Consider the following 18,932-nt stretch of genomic DNA (forward strand, 5'->3'; position numbering starts at 1 on the left):
AAAAAAAAGATAGCCACATATTAGCCAAAATGCAGGATGCTCACTCCAAAAATAGCGCCATAAAGGCCCAATCTTCAAGAAATAAAAGTCTTCAACTGTGTATTCAATACTTTTACGTGACATGATCAATGAGTGCTTTTGTTGCTGCAGCGACCTTGGATTCACAGTGATTAAAAAAGGATGGCCGTGAATTGTAGGGATCATGAAGGTAGGCACAGGGCTTTACCCCATATAGACCGAGCAAAGTCACTGGTGTTCGATTTCCGAGTTTTTCTAGAATTCTTAAATGCTTGGGCTCCATGCAAACCAGCAAGTCGCCATCTTTTGCACAATATTCATCTATTTTTCTGGTTTTATGATTTACTAAATCAACATAGATACTATTGCCAAAACTAATTGCTCTAGGGTCTGCCTGGTCACCACCACGGGTATCTAAGCCGTAGGATATAGCATTGTAACCTAGAGTGGTTGCAACAGCTTCGGCAAGTGGACTTCGGCAAATATTGCCGACACAAACAAATACTAACCGTTGCGGTCTTAAGTTGGGTTTGACAATTAGACTGGAATACTGACCTATCAATCGTTTAGTCTCAAATAAAGTATAATTCAACATACCTTTCTTGGAGCCAAAGCGATTGTTTATCCAGTTATCCTGAATGGGCAAGCTGCCAGCCGTCGTCATCATGCTTCCTTTTTAACTTCTTCCCCGCTCTTTTGAGCGGCCTCATGTGAGTGTTTCATCTGCGCGGCGTCCTGCCTGCAGTAGGGTAACCCCAGGTGTTTGTAGTGCTTTAGCATGGCATGCAGACTGAATAGTGCGTCCACTTGGCTGCGAGAGCTTTCAATTCGTGCTGAAAGTTTTGGGGTGCTTTTTAGAGCTTCATCTATTTTCCGGGCCAGTGCCAGTGGTTCGCCAACAGGCACCAAGGCGCCATCTACATCAGCCCGGATAATTTCTTCGGGTCCACCACATCGTGTGGCTACAACGGGAATGCCACTTGCCATGGCTTCTATGGTCGCTATCGAGAACCCTTCACTGGATGAAGACAGCGCAAATACATCCAGTTCAGCCAGAAAGTCAGCCGTTGAATCTGTGAAACCGATGAAGTGAACATGGTCTGTAATGCCCAGCGTCTCGGCTTGCTGGTTTAATACCGACATCAGCGGTTCTTTTTGATGCCCTGCAATCACAAAGTGGGCTTGTGGCTGCTGCTCTATAACTATAGCTGCCGCATTCAAGAGGTTAGCATAGTCTTTTGCGGGTCTGATGTTGCCCAGGCTACCCACCAATAACGCTGCTTCGGGCAGGTTGAGGGAGGCTTTCAGAGCCCCGGTTTTGATGTTGTGGTAGCGACTGGTATCAATGCCGTTGTGAATAACGGCAACCTGCTGTTCGGTGAACACCCCCCGATCAACCATGTTGGAAGCCAGGCGCTGGCTTACCGCCACTACCTTTCGCAGGCCGTGCTTCATCAACCAGCGTTTCATCGGCACAAACCGCTCGTTCGGATTCACATCTACCTGGCCGTGCAGCACGCCTATGGCGGGCAGACGGGTTAGCAGGCCAAGCAGGGAGAACGTTAGTGCAGAACCCAGCAAGTGGGCATAGGCCAGACGAACGTTGTGTTTTTTTATCAGCCGGAACACTTGCCAGTAATAGGGCAGACTTAAGAAGCCATGGGGCTTTAGTGTTTGGTAGGGAATGTTGCGCGCTTCAAGCTGGTCGCACACCCAGCCTGGGCCTTTAATCAGCGCCAGCGTCTGGTAGCCGGGTATTTGCAGGTGTTGGGCAATATCCAGGAACACGGTTTCGGCGCCACCTGGGCCGGTGGTATCGATGGTGTGCAGTATGGTAGGGGTGGTGGCAGTGCGCACGCTGGTCATTTCCTTTGATCCAGTGAAGAAACAACATTCTAAACGCTGCACTTACTCCCGGCTAGTGCTGTTCAAGGTAAAATCCATTTTGTACACTCTGTGGGCTTAATTCCAAGCAGTCACTACTGGAAAGCCTCGAATGGATTCGACATCGATCAGCGTTCTGATACCAGACGCCAATCAACGCAGTGCGCTCGCCGTAGTCCGCAGCCTGGGCCGTCAACCCAACCTGCGCGTTATTACCTGTGATTCCACCCCCACCGCCCTTGCCGGCCAGTCGCGTTATAGCAATTTGTACGTTCAGTGCCCGTCTTCCGAATATGAGCCCATGCATTTTGTGGCCTGGCTGACGCGATTTCTGGAAAGTCAGCCCTGCCAGCTGGTCATGCCGGTTACCGAGGTAACCAGCCAGCTGTTGTTACAGTTTCAGGAAAGTGTGCCTGGCCTCAGGCTCCCATTTTCGCCGTTGTCGACGGTATTGCAGCTGGCCAATAAGTCTCACCTGGTAACCCTGGCCGAACGATCTGGCGTTCCGGTGCCGCATAGCCAGCATTATGAAGGGGCGCATCAGGTGGATGTGCAGGCCGTATCGTACCCGGTGGTGGTTAAACCGGCGCTTTCTCGCCTGTTCGATGGGAAGCAATGGCAGGCAACCACGGTTCGCATTGCCCACACGCCCGACGAGCTGACGGGTATTTTTCAGCAGAACGCCTACCTGAACGATCACCCCTTCATGCTACAGGCGTTTATTCCGGGTACCGGTGCCGGTGTGTTCGCCCTGTTCAATCGCGGCGAGCCCGTGCAGTTTTTTGCCCACCAGCGGCTGCGTGAAAAGCCGCCGGAGGGCGGGGTCAGTGTGCTCAGCCAAAGCTGTCAGGTGCCGGCTGGTCTGCAGGCGCACGCCCAAACATTGTTACAAGCCGTTAACTGGCACGGCGTCGCCATGGTGGAATTCCGCATCGGTGAAGACGGCACGCCCTACCTGATGGAAGTAAACACTCGCTTTTGGGGCTCGTTGCAGTTGGCGATCGATGCGGGGGTCGACTTCCCGTATCAGTTGCTGTGTGCCGAGCTTGGCTGGCCAATCCCCGTGGCCGGGCACTACCGAGTGGGTCAGCGGTTGCGCTGGCTGCTGGGTGATCTGGATAGTCTGTATCTCGTGTTCAAGCGCTCGTCGGGTTGGCCTGCGCGGTTGCAACGGCTTGCTCAGTTCCTAACGCCCCGGTTCAGACATCAGCGCCACGAGGTCAACCGCTGGCGCGACCCGGCCCCGGCCTGGTTTGAATTGAAACAGTATTTAAAGGCCCTGAGGTGATCCCCGCATGACATCGTTTGCCACCAAACTGAAACAAACGATCAAGCGGCCGGTAAAGGCCGCTCTGAACCTTGGGCGGGACTTACGCGGCGCGCACCGTGCGCGGCCGGCAGAGCCCACACTGTGGGTGCTGATGTACCACCGGGTATTACCCGCCGATGATCCGCGGTGTGAAACGGAAGAGCCGGGCATGGTTGTTACCCCGGAAACCTTCAGCATGCATCTGGAGGAGTTGCAGCGCTGGATGCCCGTGGTCGCGCTGGCTGATTGGGTTAAACGCTACAAAGCTGGCGAGCCGCTGCCGGAAAAAGCATGCGCCATCACCTTCGACGATGGTTGGCTCGATAACTACCAATACGCCTATCCGGAACTGAAACGGCGGGGCCTGGTGGCCTCTATTTTTGCCGTGGCCGACAAAGTCGGCCAGGCGGCCCCGTTCTGGCCCAACCGCATTGCAGACCTGGTGTTGCGCCAATCGCCTTTGTTGCGCCAACACCCGGTACTGGCACCCGCGGCTGGCTTACTGGGGCAACCTTACTCTCGGGACGCTGTCTCGGCCTGCATTCAAACGCTCAAGCAACACAGTGAAGACACCTTGAATGCCGCACTGAATAGCCTGGGAGAAGACGCCCAGCCCGAAAACAGCCTCTCGCCCGATTTAATGCCCTGGCCTGCTCTGCTGGAGATGGATGCCAGCGGTGTCTTCTCCGTTGGTTCGCACACCTGCACCCACCGGCGGTTGAATCACGCCAGCTCCCCGGAACAGCGGCAGGAAGAAATCGTAGGCAGCCGCCAACGCCTGGAACAACAATTGGGCCATGAGGTACCGTTATTTTGCTTTCCGAATGGTGATTACGATGACGCCAGCCTGAACCTGGTGCGGGAGCAATACCAGGCCGCAGTGACCACCCAAAATGGCCTGAACCGCCTGAGCTCGCTGGATCTACACCAGCTGTACCGAATTGGCGTGCATGAGGGCAACGCCAAAACGCCGCTGCAATTCCGGGCCCGGTTGTCGGGCCTGGGTTAGACCTCTATTCCGGGTACAGGCTGCGCTGGTCGAGCCAGGTATCCAGTACCGCCAGGTCGTCACCCAAGGCGGCGCGCTCAGCGTCACAACCGGCTCGGGCGCATGGCGTTTGCACGTAAAACAGGGCGGTTACCGCCCGGCCTTTTATCCACTGCACCAACTGTTGATATTTCGCAGCCAGCTCCGAAACGGCCGTTGCCTGACCCAGCTGGTAGGTCCAGACCACCAGCCTGTGCTCACCCCGGTCATTCAGTTCCAGCACTTGCACCACCCGGCCGCTCTCCAATCGCCGGTTGTCGCGTTGTTCAATCTGCGTGGCTGGCGCTATGCGATTACCGTACCCCACCAATTCTTTGCCTTGTGCCTGGTCGAGGTACACCCGTTGCCCTAGCGTCAGGGCAAGGCCGGAATGGTCCACACGCAGGTTAGCTTGCAGATCGTAATGGTGGAAATCGGGTTGCCAGCCCGGTGTACTTTGCTGAGCGGGAACCGTGGCCGACCATTGCTCCGGAAAGCTCCAGCTGGTTTGCCAGCGTTGCTGCGCCAGCCAGGGAGTGCCTGCAATAACAACCAGAACAATTGCCCCTGTAACAACCTGGGTCAGTAGAGAAACCGCAGCGGGAACATCACTGCCAGAGGCTTTATAGGTGCTGGCGCTGCTCGCTTTTAGCTGACGCGCTTTCAACCGGTGCGCCCAGACCAGAAACCCCAGATAAAACACGCAAAAAATCGCCCAACCAAACAGGCCGTGTTCGGTAACCAGTGAGCTGTTCATCTCGCTGTAATAGGCGATTAAGATCAGAGCGCTGACTCGTACCCAGTTACCCACCATGCTCAACACCAGCATCACCAGTACGGCAAGCAATGTCATGGGTGTGGATAGCCGCCGCTGGTGTGCATAGGCCAACGCCAACACAATGGCCACCAGACTGTAATTCAAGCCAGAACACCCGCCCGCCACTTCCACAATGCCGTAGGGCAAATGAATGAAAAAGCCGTCAATAAAGGCGGGAATAGACAGCTGTGCAATGGCAAAGGTGCTCACTGCTGTAGTCAGGGTCTGCAGCGGCCCGGTAAACACATCCCAGATGGGAATGGCCAGATACAGGGCCAACAAGGGGGCCAGCGTAAGGCGCAGGGCTGCCCAGCCGAAACAGGTGAGGATGAGGCTGCCCAGCATGGCGGGCAGCACCAGTTGTTGCAGCAACCCCAGTTGAATAACGAACCCGGCAAGCCAGGTGGCGGCGCTGAACAACACCGCCACCGCACCGAACACACTGGGCCGGGTGTGAAACACCCCCGTTGCCAGACGATAGACCACCAGCCCCAAACAAACAGGAACCCATAAGTAGCCGTGAGAGTAGGTGCCGTTTAATTCCGTCCAGCGGCGGTGCAAGGCGCCCAGGGTATCGGGTGCCAGGGCCAGAAACAGGGTTGCCCCAAACAGGCAAAGAAAAAGTGGTAACCCGCGCTGGGCTACAAAACCCGGTCGCGAACGGGTTGTCGACCACTGATAAGACACAGCCATGCAACCTTCCTTTGGTTTGTAGAGTCGATCCATTACACTGCGCAGTATCACGACAATTCTGCGCCGTGTAAATGGACCTCAACAAGACCGACTGGATCTGACATGGATGTGAACGACTTGATCAAACGGCCGGAGCAACTGGCCGCCTTTTTGTCCGATTTGCCATACGCTGCACACACGCTGGACGAAGCTCACCAGGCTGCCTTGCTGGCTCAGGCCGACGCCCTGCGTCAGCGCCAACCGGAACTGAAACAGCGGCTGGCCGAGAAAAAAGCCATTGCCCGCCAGTTCCGGGATGCCACAGAGGAATCTCGTGCCGGGCTAAAGGCAAGCATGGCACAAGCCAGCCAGTCGCTTGCTGCGCTGGAAAGCGACATAAAAGCACAGCGCCAGTCACTCATCGAACAGCTAACCGTTTTGGTGCAGCCCCCGGAAGCCGATGCCATCGCCCAGTTTACACCCTGGCCCGACGATTCAGCACAGCCCTTCACCGGCGAGATCAAGATCACAACCTGGGATGACCCACTCTGGGCCGATTGGTGCCTGCGCCAACCGCAGCGCAGCCAATATCACCACCCCGACATGGGCAACGTGATTCAAACCGCAATGGGCCACCAGGGCCCGGTTTTGCTGGCGGTTGAAGGAGGCAATGTGGTTGGCGCCTTGCCGCTGGTCATACAAAGCAGCCGCTTGTTTGGTCGCTTTGCTACCTCTGTGCCTTACTTTAACTATGGAGGCCCGCTCACTCACTCTAAAGCCGTTGCCCAGGCATTAATTGACGCAGCTAAGCCACTGTTGGCGCAGCATGGGTTAAGCCATATCGAGGTACGCACCACGCAGCCTGGCTTGCCCTACCCATGCAGCGAACAAAAGGTCTCAATGCTGTTACCACTGCCTACAACCGACGACCGGCTAGACCAGCAATTGGGCGCCAAAGTTCGAGCCCAGGCAAATAAAGCAGAAGAGCACCGGCCGGTTATTCGCTTTGGACACAGCGAACTGCTGGATGACTTTTACCGGGTTTTCGCACACAACATGCGGGATCTGGGTACGCCCGTCTATGGAAAAGACTGGTTTCGAACGTTACTGGAAAACGAGGTATTCAAAGCACAGCTGGCCGTCGTTTATCAGGGACAGCGGCCGGTTGCGTGCGGTTTTCTAATGGGACAGGGCTCTGTGCTCGAAATCCCCTGGGCTTCAACACTGCGCCGCGCCAACCCCATGAACATTAACATGTGGATGTACCGGCAGATTCTGCGCCATGCCATCGAACAAGGGTACGACTGGTTCGATTTCGGGCGCTCCACCCGGGACGCTCCAACCTTCCAGTTCAAGAAACAATGGGGGGCCAGGCCAGTACAGCATTACTGGTATACGCTGTCGGCAGAAAACCAACCGGCCGCAGAAACCCGGCCAGACAGCCCGAAATTCAAGCTGATGATTGCCGTCTGGCAACGTTTGCCTGTCTGGTTAACCCGGGTCATTGGGCCGCCGGTTATAAAGCATCTGCCCTAGCAGGGCTTTACCTGGCGTCAGGTTCGACAATAGCGGTCGTAAAGTTGGAAAACCCATTTAAGCGGCCGCCGCCGTATCCAGCGATCAGACGCCAGCATCGGGCCCTGAGTAGCAATGTGGCTTTTATAGTTTGAATGCTTTCCCTTTCCGATCAGCAGGTCAAAACGCTCGACTGCCGGGTCCAGAAACATCTGCTCGATGACATAACCAAGGTGCAATGTACCCATTGAAATGCGTTTATCCAGATCATCGTTAAACGCCAGTTGAATGTTATACACGGTCTTGCCTACACGCACATTCACCATAACAGAGACGGGTACGTCATCGAGCATCAGCAAGCTGGAGTCACGCAGGGCAGGCATGGAGGTCACCGCTCGTAAAAAGGCCATGCTGCTGTTACCAAAGACACATCTCGACCAACGCCCCTGGTGCCAGTGCAGCAACGAATCGATCAGGGTTTGCCAGGTAACCTCGGTGAGTGGTACCAGCTCTACCCGGCCCTTTTGTTCAAGCACCTTTCGCCGGTTGTACAACTTAAGGCGTGTATTGGAACCCAGGCTCGCCAGATAGTCGGCAAAGCGCTTGCGGCAGTCGACAACATAAGTCGGGCCGGCTTGCTCATGACGCTTATGGTATGCCCGAGCTGCCGCCCAGTGCGGTAATGCTTTGTACAATGAACTGGTCTCGTCCACATCGAACAAGGCCAGCTCGGACCAGGAAGGCTCCCGGGCGATGGCATCCAGCAGCCGCTCCATCACCGGCTGTTCGTAGCTCTGGTGAACGATAAAACCCATGTACTCGGAGCGAATGCCCGAACTGTACGACAGGCGCTTGCCAATAAACTGCAGGCGGCGGGTGCGGAGTAGTCCCCGAACATAGGTGTCCCTCTCGATGTATAAGGGGGCCACACCGAGCAGCGTTTTGCCTGAGTAAAGCGCGAAGATGCAAAGCGTGCATTGCGGTGTCTTGTGATCCTGCCACCACTGGTTCATCCAGGACCAAGATAAAAACAGCCGATCGGCTCCAGAGTGTTCAAGCAGGGTATCCCATAAGACTTTATTGTTATGAAAATCTTGCTCCGTCCATCGCTTTAGAACCCATTTTTCAGGCGCCATTATGTTCTACTACCATCTACCGGTTTCCATTAAAATCAATAAGTTACTAATACAGTCTTAATAGTTGCTATTAAGATCCTTTTGGCAAAGCCTAACTAAACCGCACACATAATCGATGAAACTTGCGTCATGCTGCTTATACTTGCAGACCATAAAACCGTCATGGCCTCTTTCGTTAAGGACTAAACTGTGACAAAGTTGGCGTTGTTAAGGATAACAGCAGTACAGACGAGATGTTACGGATGACCGTCAAGAGCACCCTGATTCAAGCACTCACCAGCGCGCCTATGAACCGCCTAATGGGTGGTTTGCGCAACCAATGCCTGCCCATATTTATGCTGCATCGCATGCAGGACAAACCGCTTGGCGTCTATGGTCACCAGCCAGACACTTTGCGTGCTGCCTTGTCTTACGTCCGTCAGAATAATTTTAAGCCCATTTCAATACGCACACTGGTAGACCACCTGAGCCAGGGAACGCCCCTGCCCGAGAAAGCTGTCGCATTCACCATGGACGATGGTTTCTACGATCAGGCTGAAATCGCCGTGCCCATTTTTCAGGAGTTTCAGGTACCGGTCACCATCTTCATCGCCACTGGTCTGCCAGACAACGAATGGTGGTCGTGGGACTACAAGCTGGAATACCTGATCATGTCGCGCATGCAAAGCGCTCAGCAGGTGCACATTGGCGACCAGACCTGGCATTTGGACAACGCCGACCGCGACACTCGCCGGCGCTGCATGCGGTCTATGCGCAATTACATCAAAGGCCAGGATGGCACCGGGTACGATGCTTTCGTGGAAGACATCAGCCACCAACTGGGGTGTGACCTGCCGCCCTTGCCGCCACCGGCGTACCGGGCCATTTCCTGGTCTCAGGCGCGGGCGCTGGAATCCCAGGGTGTGGAATTCGGCCCCCATTCGCACCGACACAATATTTTACAAGCGCAGTCGTTGGCCGACGCCGAGCGCGAAATTCGTCACAGCTGGAGCCGGCTGAAGGCCGAACTCAAACACCCGCTGCCGGTATTTTGCTACCCAACAGGGCGCAGCGGCGTGGATTTTGGCCCGCGTGAAATGGCCATTGCCCAGCACATAGGCCTAAAGGCCGCCATGTCGGCCGATGCGGGTTACATCGACCTGGGTGCCGATGCACACAACAACTTATTCGCCCTGAGGCGATTCGCCTTTCCCGACAAGCTCAGCGACTTTCGCCAATACTGCAGCTGGCTGGAATGGTTTAAAGAACGACGCTACGCCTTCTGACACCATTAGAGCGTGGAAATTTAGCCAAAACTGAATATACTCACTACAGATGCAAAAGGGAGCATACGCCGTGTACCAGGAAAGGATTCGCACGATTGTCGCCAAGTCCGTCAAGTTGTCCAAAGATATCAATGACATACAGGATTCCGACGACCTGTATTCTGTCGGCCTCACCTCACTGACCACCGTCAACCTGATGCTCTCTCTCGAAGACGAATTCGACATTGAATTCGACGATAACCGCCTGTCCCGGCAAACCTTTGAAAGCATTGCTGCGTTAAACGACGCGGTAGAAGAGCTGAGTGCCTGACCGCACCTGTCGGTAGCAAGCTCAGTTCTATTGTGAAAGAACAGGAGAAAACGCATGGAAGCACACGCACTGAGAACCTTCGCTCAAATTAAGGCCACCGTTCATGAACTGGGTCAGAGCATTGTTGCCGCTCACGCCGACGACGTAGACCAGCAAGCCCGCTTTCCGCACGAAGCCTTTGCCGCCTTGCGCAGTGAACGCTTGCTGTCGAGCTATGTTCCTTCAAGCTTTGGCGGCGATGGCCTGAGCCTGACGGAAGTATCCGAGCTGTGCCGAATTCTCGGCCACTATTGCTCTTCGACCGCGATGATTTACGCCATGCATCAGATTCAGGTGGCCTGCATCGTTCACCACGGTCAGGACTCCGCCTACTTCAGCCGTTATTTGCGCCAGATGTGCGAACAGCAACTGTTGCTGGCATCGGCAACAACAGAGATGGGCGTCGGCGGTGACTTGCGTTCCAGCATCTGCCACGTCGAGGTCGCTGACGATCAGTTCACCCTGACCAAGCAGGCGCCGGTTATCTCCTACGCTCTGCATTCCGATGCCATTCTGGTTACCTGCCGCGGCCATAAAGACGCCCCGGCCAGCGACCAGGTTCAGGTATTGGTTGAAACCCAGAAAACCAATCTGACCCCGTTGACCGGCTGGGATACCCTGGGCTTTCGCGGCACCTGCAGTGCCGGCTTCACACTGGAAGCCCAGGGTCATAAAGATCAGATTCTGCCCACTCCCTTCTCGGTGGTCCTGGCGCATACCATGCACCCGGTATCGCACCTCACCTGGGGCTCACTCTGGACCGGGATGGCCCAGGGCGCGACCAACAAGGCCCGGCTGGCTGTGCGCGACATGATGCGCCGCAGCGATGAACTGCCCCAGGTGACCGCCTTGCGCCTGGCCGAGCTGGATGAAGTGTTGTTCAGCATGAAAGGCGGGCTGGCCGGTGCCATGCAGGCTTACCAGGCGATGCTCGATGACAACAACCTGTTTCAGGCCGAAAAATACGGCTTCGCCATTCAGGTGAACAACGTCAAAACCCGCTGTTCGGAAATGGTGGTCGATGTGGTCGGCAAGGCGTTGCAAATTGTCGGTATCGGCGGCTATCGCAACGATGGAAAATACAGTCTGTGCCGTGAACTGCGCGATGCCCATGGCGCCGCGCTGATGGTCAACAACGACCGGATACGCGGGCACAATGCCACCATGCAAGTAGTGGTTAAGGAAAGCTAACACCCGAATCGCAAGGAGAGGCCGGGCTGTACAAAGCCGGCCAGCGCTGCTTATGAAACACATAGTGTCTCTGGACCCGACCACCTATCAGCGTCATGCCCTGCACGGCGAAGACCGGGTGTGGTCGGAAACCAACTGCTACGTCGATGTTCTGATCGAACAAATACACGCCCTGGGTTTCGACCCCGTGGCCGGTCTCGCCTTTACCCTGGCGATCGACTTTGAAGTCGATCAGTGGACTTTCTTCAAATACCCCCATGCCGACCTGTGGCAGCTGTACGGCTTTGAAATTCAGGAAATGAACCCCTGGCATCGACTGGCCGACCACGTTGAACGTCAGGTTGGCGCAGGCCGGCCCGTTTTGATAGAACTGGACTCGTATTATTTACCAGACACACAGGGAACCACTTACCACTGCGAACACGTTAAATCGACGGTCTCTGTCAACGCCATTTCCGTGGCCGACCGAACCCTGGGTTACTTTCACGGTCAGTCGTACTACCAGGTCGACGGCGAGGATTTCGACCGGTTGTTTCAAACCGACGGGCTGGTGCACGAACGCATGCTGCCGCCTTATGTTGAATACATTAAACGGCATCATACCACCACACTGGATGACCAGACCCTGACGCAACGCTCGCTGGCTTCGCTGCGCCATCAGTGTGACCTGATACCCAAGCACAACCCGTTCAGCCTGTTTATTGAAGCGTTCAGTCGCGAATTACCCGAATTAAAAGCGGCGGGCATGCCTCACTTCCATCTCTACTCTTTTGCCACGCTGCGGCAGTTTGGTGCCTGTTATGCGCTGGCTGAAACCTATTTGAACTGGCTTGACCAGCGAACAGACTTACCCTTCGCCGAGGCGGCTGCGGCCTTCGGGCGCATTAGCCTCGCCGCCAAGACACTGCAATTCCAACTGGCCCGGGCCATTGCGCGCGACAAACCCTTGGACTTGACCGCACTGGAGCAGATGGCAGGCGACTGGCAACAGGCGGTCGATCAGGTTCGCACACTGATGCGGGAATGATCCGATGAGCGCTGTGTCTCTCACTCAGGCCACCGGGTGGCACCTGGCCAGTACAGAGCCCGAAGGCACGCCAGCCGCGTCCGACTGGCTACCCATCTCTGCTGCACGGACCGTGAATGCGCTTCTGTATGAAGGTGAGCTCGACGTTATGGCCAGTCAAGCGGTTAACCAACCCGGCGAACGGGACTGGTGGTACCGGCTTAACTTACCCTCAGAACGGCCAGACCAGGCCGTACTGCGCCTGGCCAGCCTGGCGACACTGTTTGATGTGTGGTTCGACGACCAACTGGTGTTCTCTGGCAGTAACTCCTTCCTAACCGACTATTTGCCCGTGCCCGCGAGTGCCCGGCAACTGACGCTGCGGTTCCGGTCTCTGGCCAGCGCGCTCAGCGCCCGCAAGCCCCGGCCCCAATGGAAAACCGGGCTGGTTAACAACAACCTGCGCTGGTTTCGCACCTCGTTGCTGGGTCATACAGCCTGGTCGGGTTCGCAGTGGGCCATTGGTCCCTGTCAGCCGCTTGAATGGCTGACTGAGGCGCAGGCCTGGCTCGATCAATGGTCGCTGTGCCCGCGGGTACAGGGCGACGATTGCCAGGTTATAGCGCGCCCACCCGAAGACGTCGCGTTCAACCCGCAAGGCCAGCAGCTGACACTTCAGCTGGGCGATGCTGCGCCGGTTACCCTATCTGGCGAGTGTGAAACCCTGTCGTTCGGCGACTTGCCTCGCTGGCAGGTTCACAGCCAGGGCACGCCGCACAGGCACCGGGTTACCCTGGCACTGTGGCAGGGCGACCAGTGTCTGGCCGAGCGACGCATTCAGTTGGGGTTCCGGGAACTGGCGGTTAGCCTGAGCGGGCAGGCCCCAAGCTTCCACATCAACCGGCAATGGCTATTTATGCGCGGTGCCTGCTGGTCACACAGCAACCTGGCTGGCTTTGAATTCGATGCCGAAAAAACCCGGCGCATTCTCACCGCAGCCCGGGATGCGGGCATGACCATGCTTCGTATCGGCGGCACCATGCAGTATGAAACCGATGCGTTTTACGACCTGTGCGATGAGTTGGGCTTGCTGGTATGGCAGGACGCCGCCTTCGCCAATATGGACTACCCGCATGACGACCCGGACTGGCTGGCCTCAGCCTCAGCCGAACTGCAGCAGCAAGCCCGCCGGCTTAGCCAGTATGCCGCCGTGGTTGCCTGGTGTGGCAACAGCGAAGTCGAACAACAGGCCGCCATGCTGGGCCAGCCCCGCGAGCGATGGCGCAACCCCTGGTTTGCAGAACACCTGCCCGCGCTGCTGCGCGATGCCAACCCAGACTGGCCCTACTGGCCCTCAACCCCGTGCGATGGCGCCTTGCCGTTTCATACCGATACTGGCCTCGCGCACTATTTCGGGCTGGGCGCCTACCGCCGGGATGAACAGGACCTGCAACTGAGCCAGGTTCGGTTTACCCCCGAGTGCCTGGGGCACTCACACTTACCGGACGATGCCTTTACCGCCCGGCACTTTGGCGCCACCCCACCGCTGACCCACACCCCGGCCTGGAAAGCCGGTGTGCCCAGGGATGCCGGATGCGGCTGGGATTTCGAAGACATTCGCGATCATTACTTGCGCCAGTATTTCCACTGCGACCCGGTGCAGTTGCGCTCCGTTGACCCAGCCGGCTACGCCCAGCGCAGCCGCCTACTGACCGGCTACCTGCTGAGCCAGGCGTTTCACTTGTGGCGCAGCAACGCCAGCCCCTGCCAGGGTGCCCTCGTCTGGTGGCTGAACGACCTGGTCCCCGGCGCTGGCTGGGGGTTATTCGACAGCGACGGCGGTGCCAAACCGGCACTGCACGGTGTCGCCACGGCCTGGCAGGCCGTGCAGGTGAGCCTGATACCGCAGGGTCTGAATGGCCACAGCCTGTCGTGTATTAATGAAAGCCCGGCCACCATCAATGCTCGGGTTAGGGTGACCTTGCTCAATACTGGCCGGGGCAACACTTTGGCGCACGATCAGGATGTGACGCTGGCACCGCACAGCAACACCCTGACCAGCCTGGACTCGGTACTGGATGGGTTTCAGGACACCACCGCGAGCTATCACTTTGGTGCAGAACCCTGGGATGTCATTGCCGTGTCGCTCTATGGCGAAAACGACGCCCTGCTCAGCCAGCACTGCCACTTCCCGACCGGCCTGAATTTGCCCGTTGAATACGACCGCGACCGTTTGGGGCTGAGCTGTGACATAAGCCGCCAAGGTGACGATGTCTGGCTGACCCTGAGCGCCGAGCGCTTTGTGTATTTTGCCGAAATCACCCTGACTGGCTGGCAGGCGGCGCGCCAGGGCGTGCACCTGCTGCCGGGACAGATACAGCGCGTGCAGCTGATACCCGATGCGCCGGGCCAAACCCGCTTGCGCGGTCACCTCAGCGCCCTGAATCTGGCCAGTACCGTGCGCCTGGCCGCGGAGGTCGACGCATTATGACCACCGTCTCTGAAGTGACAACAACGACTGTACTGTCCGCCACATCTCCCACGCCGGCCATTCATCGCCAGGCGGGCTGGCTGGCGCACCACGATGACCAGACCTTCTATTGGTTGCATCAGCCGGCTGAGCAGCCCGTGACTCACCTGGTGGTGCTGTGCCCGCCGATTGGCTACGAGTATGTGCACAGCCATCGTACGCTGAAGTTTCTGGCCGATCAGTTGGCCGAGGCGGGCTGTTGCGTCGCCCGACTCGACTACCCGGGCACCGGCAATGCCGGGTCAGACCTGACTTCTCCAAATCTGGTCAACCGCTGGATTGACGCCATAGGCGCCGTTCGCAATGATTTGAAACGTCAGCGCCCCGACCTGGCGTGCACCCTGATGGGTCTTCGCCTGGGAGCGACCCTGGCCGTGCAGGCCACCCAACCCGGTGACGACCTGGTGCTGATTGAACCGGTGGCCAGCGGCAAGCGCATGGTGCGGGAACTTACCGCAGCCTCACGTTTTTCCGAAGTGCAAAGCCAGAGCGATTTTATTGAATCGGGCGGGTTTATCTACACCGAAGCGACACTGGCCGCCCTCAGCGCGCTGTCCATTTCCGGTACCGACCTGCAACTGGCCGAGGGCGTGCTCTGTTTCAGTGAACAACCGTCAAAGGCTCTGCGGGCCAGCCTGGCGGAAGTCGACGCAGTCAGCCAGCCCTACCAGGGCTATGCCGGTATGATGGCCGAGCCGCAGTACACGGAAATTCCCGTTGATCTGTTAACGCAAATCGTCAGTGCCGCCGTGCCCGCACCCAGGGGCACCTCAACACCCTCTCACCCCGAGCGCATCGACGTAGCAGACCACCAATGGCGCGAAGGCCGATTCACAGAGAGCACCACGACCGATCCACAGGGCCAGTTTTATCTGATCACCCAGCCGGTTAACGAGGCCCCCGGCACTTCGGTTCTGGTGCTGATCAACTCGGGGTCGGTGCATCATGTTGGCCCGAACCGCACCTATACCGAATTCTGCCGCGCAGCGGCGCAGCAGGGTATTCCTTCCGTCCGGCTCGATCTGCTAAACCTCGGGGACAGTGCCCGGACAACCGTGGCTGAAGAAAACCATTGCTACCCGGCCGACGCCAATGACTATGTTGCTTCCCTGCTCGCCGACATCCGGCAGCGTTTTCCCGGGCGTACCATCACGCTGGGCGGCATTTGTTCCGGTGCCCACCACGCTCTGCACACCGCGCTGAAACAACCCGGTCTGGTGCAGCGGCTGGCGATCATCAACCCACTGACGTTTTACTGGCGACCTGGGCTGTCGCTGGACATCCCCCGGGAGTCATCCACGCATCAGGATACCGCCTACTACCGACAAGCGATGAAAGACCCGAAACGCTGGATAAAATTATTGAAAGGCCAGGCCAGCCTGGGCTATATCGCCGGTTACGCGGTTCGCTTTACACGCAAACGCCTGGCGGCCCTGGGTGATCAGCTCAGCGGAATGGTCAGACCCATTCCCGATACCGCCCTGAATCGGGACTTGCAGCAACTGGTGCGAGCCGGCGTTGAGGTGAACTTCGTGTTTTCGGATCGTGACCCGGGCTGGGACATTCTGGCCGACGAAACCCGGCTGCCCAAAACCAAACTGGCGCGCAAGCTTGGCGTTCGCATTCACCCGGTCACCGAGGCCAACCACACCTTTTCGTGGTACCGAAGCCGCGCGGTCGTAGCCCAGTTGTTGGCGTCTCTGGCGAGTGCAAATGCAGCCCAGATAGCCTCACCAGACAACGGAGCCGCGCCCCATGGGTGAGCCAATAGACGCCTCCTGGCGTGCTGCTTTGTCGAGTTACCGCGCGCTGGCGTTGCTGATAGCGGTGGCGAGTCTCGCCTGTTTCGATCTTCTAAACTGGCCGGACAATCGCACCACGGAGCGCTGGCTACTGAATCTGTTTAACAACGCACCGGTGTTTTTTGTTTTTCTAAGCGGCCTGTTGCTGACGCTGAAGCGCACTGAACTCAGCACGGCAGCCTCTTATGGCCGCTTTCTGGCAAGACAAGCCTGTTTCGTTGGGGTGCCCTATCTGGTTTGGCTGTTACCGGGGCTGGCCTATGAGTATTTTCCCAACGGCGAGCCAAGCGCGAATTATCCACACCTGGCCGAGTGGCCCCTCTGGCTGCAATTGGGCTGGTACGTTATGACCGGCGGCACCACGGCGAATTACCCGCTCTGGTTCATACCGATGCTCGCCCTGATTTACCTGTCGCTGCCGCTGTGGCTTGCTCTGGCTCGACGCCCCGCCCTGCTGCTTTGCGTGTTTATCGGGGCGCTCATCTGGGCCAACATGATTCAACGCCCACACTACCCCAACCGGGAGGTCTGGTGGCTATGGATGTATTTCTGGCCCGGTTTGTTGCTGGGTATGCTGGCGGCGCTTTGGCTTGAACGGGGGCAGCCAGGTCATCGCACCATTGTGTGGGTCTGTGCCGTGCTGGCCGTTGCATCCTTTCTGTGGATGACACTGGTGGAACAGCATGCCGGTGTTTACCGGGTGACTGAATGGTTTGGCCCCGAGCGTGCGCTGATCGATTTTTTGTTGATCAACAAGCTGTCACTGGCGGTCTTGTTGCTGAGTGTCTGCCTATCACTGTCGGCGACAATGCATCGTGTATTGCGGCCTTGGGCCGCCGAAAGTTACGGGATTTTTCTGGCGCATACCTATGGCACCCTTGCCGTTGCCATCGCGCTGGACCATGGTCTCATTGTGGCTAATCTGGGTACCTGGCTGACTCGGGTAGTGCTGAGTTTGGCTGTCTTTTACGGCGCCATGGTGATCACCCGCCGGGTGTTCTCGCACCAGGCCAACTGGCTGATTGGCCAGCCACGGGGGTGGGCATGAAGGCTTACTGGTTTTCGGCATCGCTGCCACGACAGGACATGCGTTTGCCCGCGCTGGATCTGCTGCGGTTTTTTGCAGCCCTGATGGTTCTGTTGTACCACTACACCGCCAGCGGCGCGGGCAACACGAATTTTCCCAATCGCTACAACCTCATTGCCTCGACCGAGTTACTGCCGGGCTGGTCCAACGTTACCCATTTCGGGTTTATGGGCGTTAATCTCTTTTTTCTGATCAGTGGCTTTATTATTTTTGCGTCGGCCAGTGGCCGCACGGCACTCGATTTTGCGGTCTATCGCTGGATTCGACTGTTTCCAACTTACTGGGTATCCATTCTGTTTACTCTTGCCATGCTCTGGTTCTTTCTTGGTGCCAGCCTTGAAGTCAGTGCTTTCGAGGTCGCCGCCAATCTGACCATGGTGCAACCTTACCTGGGTGTGACCCATCTCGACCCGGTGTACTGGACGTTGCTGGTCGAACTGCATTTTTACATCCTGATCGGGCTGGCGTTACTGACTCGCCAGCTGGGTGCCTACCGGTTCTGGCTGAGCCTCTGGCTAATCTCCGCCATCGGCTACCGTTTGGTGGGTCAGCCGTTTTTTCTGAAATACCTCATCGCGCCCGACTACTCCGCCTATTTTATTGCCGGTATGGCCCTGTGCACCTTGCGCACCGAGCGGCGGGACCCCTGGGCCTGGCTGGTGTTGCTGGGCAGCTTTGCGCTGGCCTGCAGTTACCTGCCCGAGCAAATCGCGTTTTACAACTTTGGCACCAGCACCGGCCTCGACTGGCTGGCCGGCAGCCTGTTGCTCGCACTCGGTTTTGCTGCGCTGACGGCCATTAGCCTGGGTTACTGGAACCCGGCCAACCGCCCCTGGATCCTGCTGCTTGGTAGCCTGACGTACCCGCTGTATCTGGTGCATCACCAGTTAGGCCGCTACCTGATAGACGCCTGGTACGGGCAAATGCCGGGCCTGGTGATTCTGTTGCTGTGCACCGCCCTGAGCCTGCTGTTTGCGTTGCTGGTTCACCTGCTCGGTGATCGCTGGATCGCCGGTGCCTGCCGCCACGTCTATAAACACCGCATCAGACCCAAATTCACTCATCGACCAACACCAAAAGGACCCGCGCATGGAAGCCTCCCTTCGTGACGACATCGACGCCATTCTGAGCAGCATCATCAAACTCGACACGGCTGAGGGCGTGCATCGCAGCCAGTGTGCCACCTGGGATTCAATGGCACAGGTGGCTCTGGTTTCGGCACTGGAAGGGGAATTCGACCTGGCGTTAAGCCTCGACGACGCCATGCAACTGAACACGCTCGACGATTGCGTCGAGCTGGTGAACCGCTATCTCTAGGCCGCTT

General features: G+C 57.4%; 16 protein-coding genes. 12 read left to right on the plus strand and 4 right to left on the minus strand.

Annotated features, from left to right (window positions below):
- Window positions 1-112: 112 nt before the first annotated feature.
- Both EP166_RS20700 and EP166_RS20705 read right to left on the minus strand, forming a co-directional pair.
- A complete protein-coding gene (locus EP166_RS20700; RefSeq protein WP_127560713.1) occupies window positions 113-685 on the minus strand; it encodes an arsenate-mycothiol transferase ArsC in 573 nt (190 codons plus the stop codon).
- On the minus strand, window positions 682-1,875 hold the full coding sequence (locus EP166_RS20705; protein WP_164744046.1) for a glycosyltransferase: 1,194 nt from the start codon (window positions 1,873-1,875) through the stop codon (window positions 682-684). Before EP166_RS20705 ends, EP166_RS20700 begins: the two co-directional genes overlap by 4 nt.
- Before the next feature lie 139 nt (window positions 1,876-2,014).
- On the opposite strand from EP166_RS20705, the gene EP166_RS20710 reads away from it, so the two are divergent.
- Window positions 2,015-3,190, plus strand: a complete 1,176-nt coding sequence (locus tag EP166_RS20710; protein WP_127560717.1) for a carboxylate--amine ligase — start codon at window positions 2,015-2,017, stop codon at window positions 3,188-3,190.
- Between the two features lie 7 nt (window positions 3,191-3,197).
- Complete coding sequence (locus EP166_RS20715) at window positions 3,198-4,220, plus strand: polysaccharide deacetylase family protein (RefSeq protein WP_127560719.1); 1,023 nt, start codon at window positions 3,198-3,200, stop codon at window positions 4,218-4,220.
- Window positions 4,221-4,224: 4 nt separating this feature from the next.
- Here the strand turns inward: EP166_RS20715 and xrt are convergent, their stop codons facing one another.
- Entirely contained in the window at window positions 4,225-5,748 is a 1,524-nt protein-coding gene (gene xrt / locus EP166_RS20720) for an exosortase (protein ID WP_164744047.1), read from the minus strand.
- A 102-nt stretch (window positions 5,749-5,850) separates the two neighbouring features.
- Between xrt and EP166_RS20725 the strand changes: the two genes are divergently transcribed.
- Window positions 5,851-7,263 carry a FemAB family XrtA/PEP-CTERM system-associated protein gene (locus EP166_RS20725; protein WP_127560723.1) on the plus strand — a complete coding sequence of 471 codons (1,413 nt, stop codon included), beginning with the start codon at window positions 5,851-5,853 and terminating at the stop codon, window positions 7,261-7,263.
- A 17-nt stretch (window positions 7,264-7,280) separates the two neighbouring features.
- Here EP166_RS20725 and EP166_RS20730 read toward each other — a convergent pair whose 3' ends face one another.
- Window positions 7,281-8,378, minus strand: a complete 1,098-nt coding sequence (locus tag EP166_RS20730; RefSeq protein WP_127560725.1) for a GNAT family N-acetyltransferase — start codon at window positions 8,376-8,378, stop codon at window positions 7,281-7,283.
- A gap of 242 nt (window positions 8,379-8,620) precedes the next feature.
- Here EP166_RS20730 and EP166_RS20735 point away from each other — a divergent pair, with 242 nt between their 5' ends.
- The 9 genes from EP166_RS20735 to EP166_RS20775 all read left to right on the plus strand — a co-directional run bounded on the left by EP166_RS20735 (window position 8,621) and on the right by EP166_RS20775 (window position 18,925).
- Complete coding sequence (locus tag EP166_RS20735; protein WP_164744048.1) at window positions 8,621-9,643, plus strand: polysaccharide deacetylase family protein; 1,023 nt, start codon at window positions 8,621-8,623, stop codon at window positions 9,641-9,643.
- Between the two features lie 70 nt (window positions 9,644-9,713).
- Window positions 9,714-9,953 (plus strand): acyl carrier protein, encoded by a 240-nt coding sequence (locus tag EP166_RS20740; RefSeq protein WP_246026372.1) that lies wholly within the window; start codon window positions 9,714-9,716, stop codon window positions 9,951-9,953.
- A gap of 54 nt (window positions 9,954-10,007) precedes the next feature.
- A complete protein-coding gene (locus EP166_RS20745) occupies window positions 10,008-11,183 on the plus strand; it encodes an acyl-CoA dehydrogenase family protein (protein WP_127560731.1) in 1,176 nt (391 codons plus the stop codon).
- Between the two features lie 52 nt (window positions 11,184-11,235).
- Window positions 11,236-12,210, plus strand: a complete 975-nt coding sequence (locus EP166_RS20750; protein WP_127560733.1) for a DUF1839 family protein — start codon at window positions 11,236-11,238, stop codon at window positions 12,208-12,210.
- A gap of 4 nt (window positions 12,211-12,214) precedes the next feature.
- Complete coding sequence (locus tag EP166_RS20755; RefSeq protein WP_127560735.1) at window positions 12,215-14,680, plus strand: glycoside hydrolase family 2 protein; 2,466 nt, start codon at window positions 12,215-12,217, stop codon at window positions 14,678-14,680.
- A complete protein-coding gene (locus tag EP166_RS20760) occupies window positions 14,677-16,482 on the plus strand; it encodes an alpha/beta hydrolase (protein ID WP_127560737.1) in 1,806 nt (601 codons plus the stop codon). Before EP166_RS20755 ends, EP166_RS20760 begins: the two co-directional genes overlap by 4 nt.
- Window positions 16,475-17,569: an acyltransferase family protein gene (locus tag EP166_RS20765; protein ID WP_127560739.1), complete on the plus strand. Its 1,095-nt coding sequence runs from the start codon at window positions 16,475-16,477 to the stop codon at window positions 17,567-17,569. Before EP166_RS20760 ends, EP166_RS20765 begins: the two co-directional genes overlap by 8 nt.
- Window positions 17,566-18,717 carry an acyltransferase family protein gene (locus tag EP166_RS20770; RefSeq protein WP_127560741.1) on the plus strand — a complete coding sequence of 384 codons (1,152 nt, stop codon included), beginning with the start codon at window positions 17,566-17,568 and terminating at the stop codon, window positions 18,715-18,717. Before EP166_RS20765 ends, EP166_RS20770 begins: the two co-directional genes overlap by 4 nt.
- A complete protein-coding gene (locus EP166_RS20775) occupies window positions 18,698-18,925 on the plus strand; it encodes a phosphopantetheine-binding protein (protein ID WP_127560743.1) in 228 nt (75 codons plus the stop codon). The genes EP166_RS20770 and EP166_RS20775 overlap by 20 nt, the downstream gene beginning before the upstream one ends.
- The last annotated feature ends 7 nt before the right edge of the window (window positions 18,926-18,932 follow it).

Source organism: Saccharospirillum alexandrii, from assembly GCF_004000275.1.
Lineage (GTDB): Bacteria > Pseudomonadota > Gammaproteobacteria > Pseudomonadales > Natronospirillaceae > Saccharospirillum > Saccharospirillum alexandrii.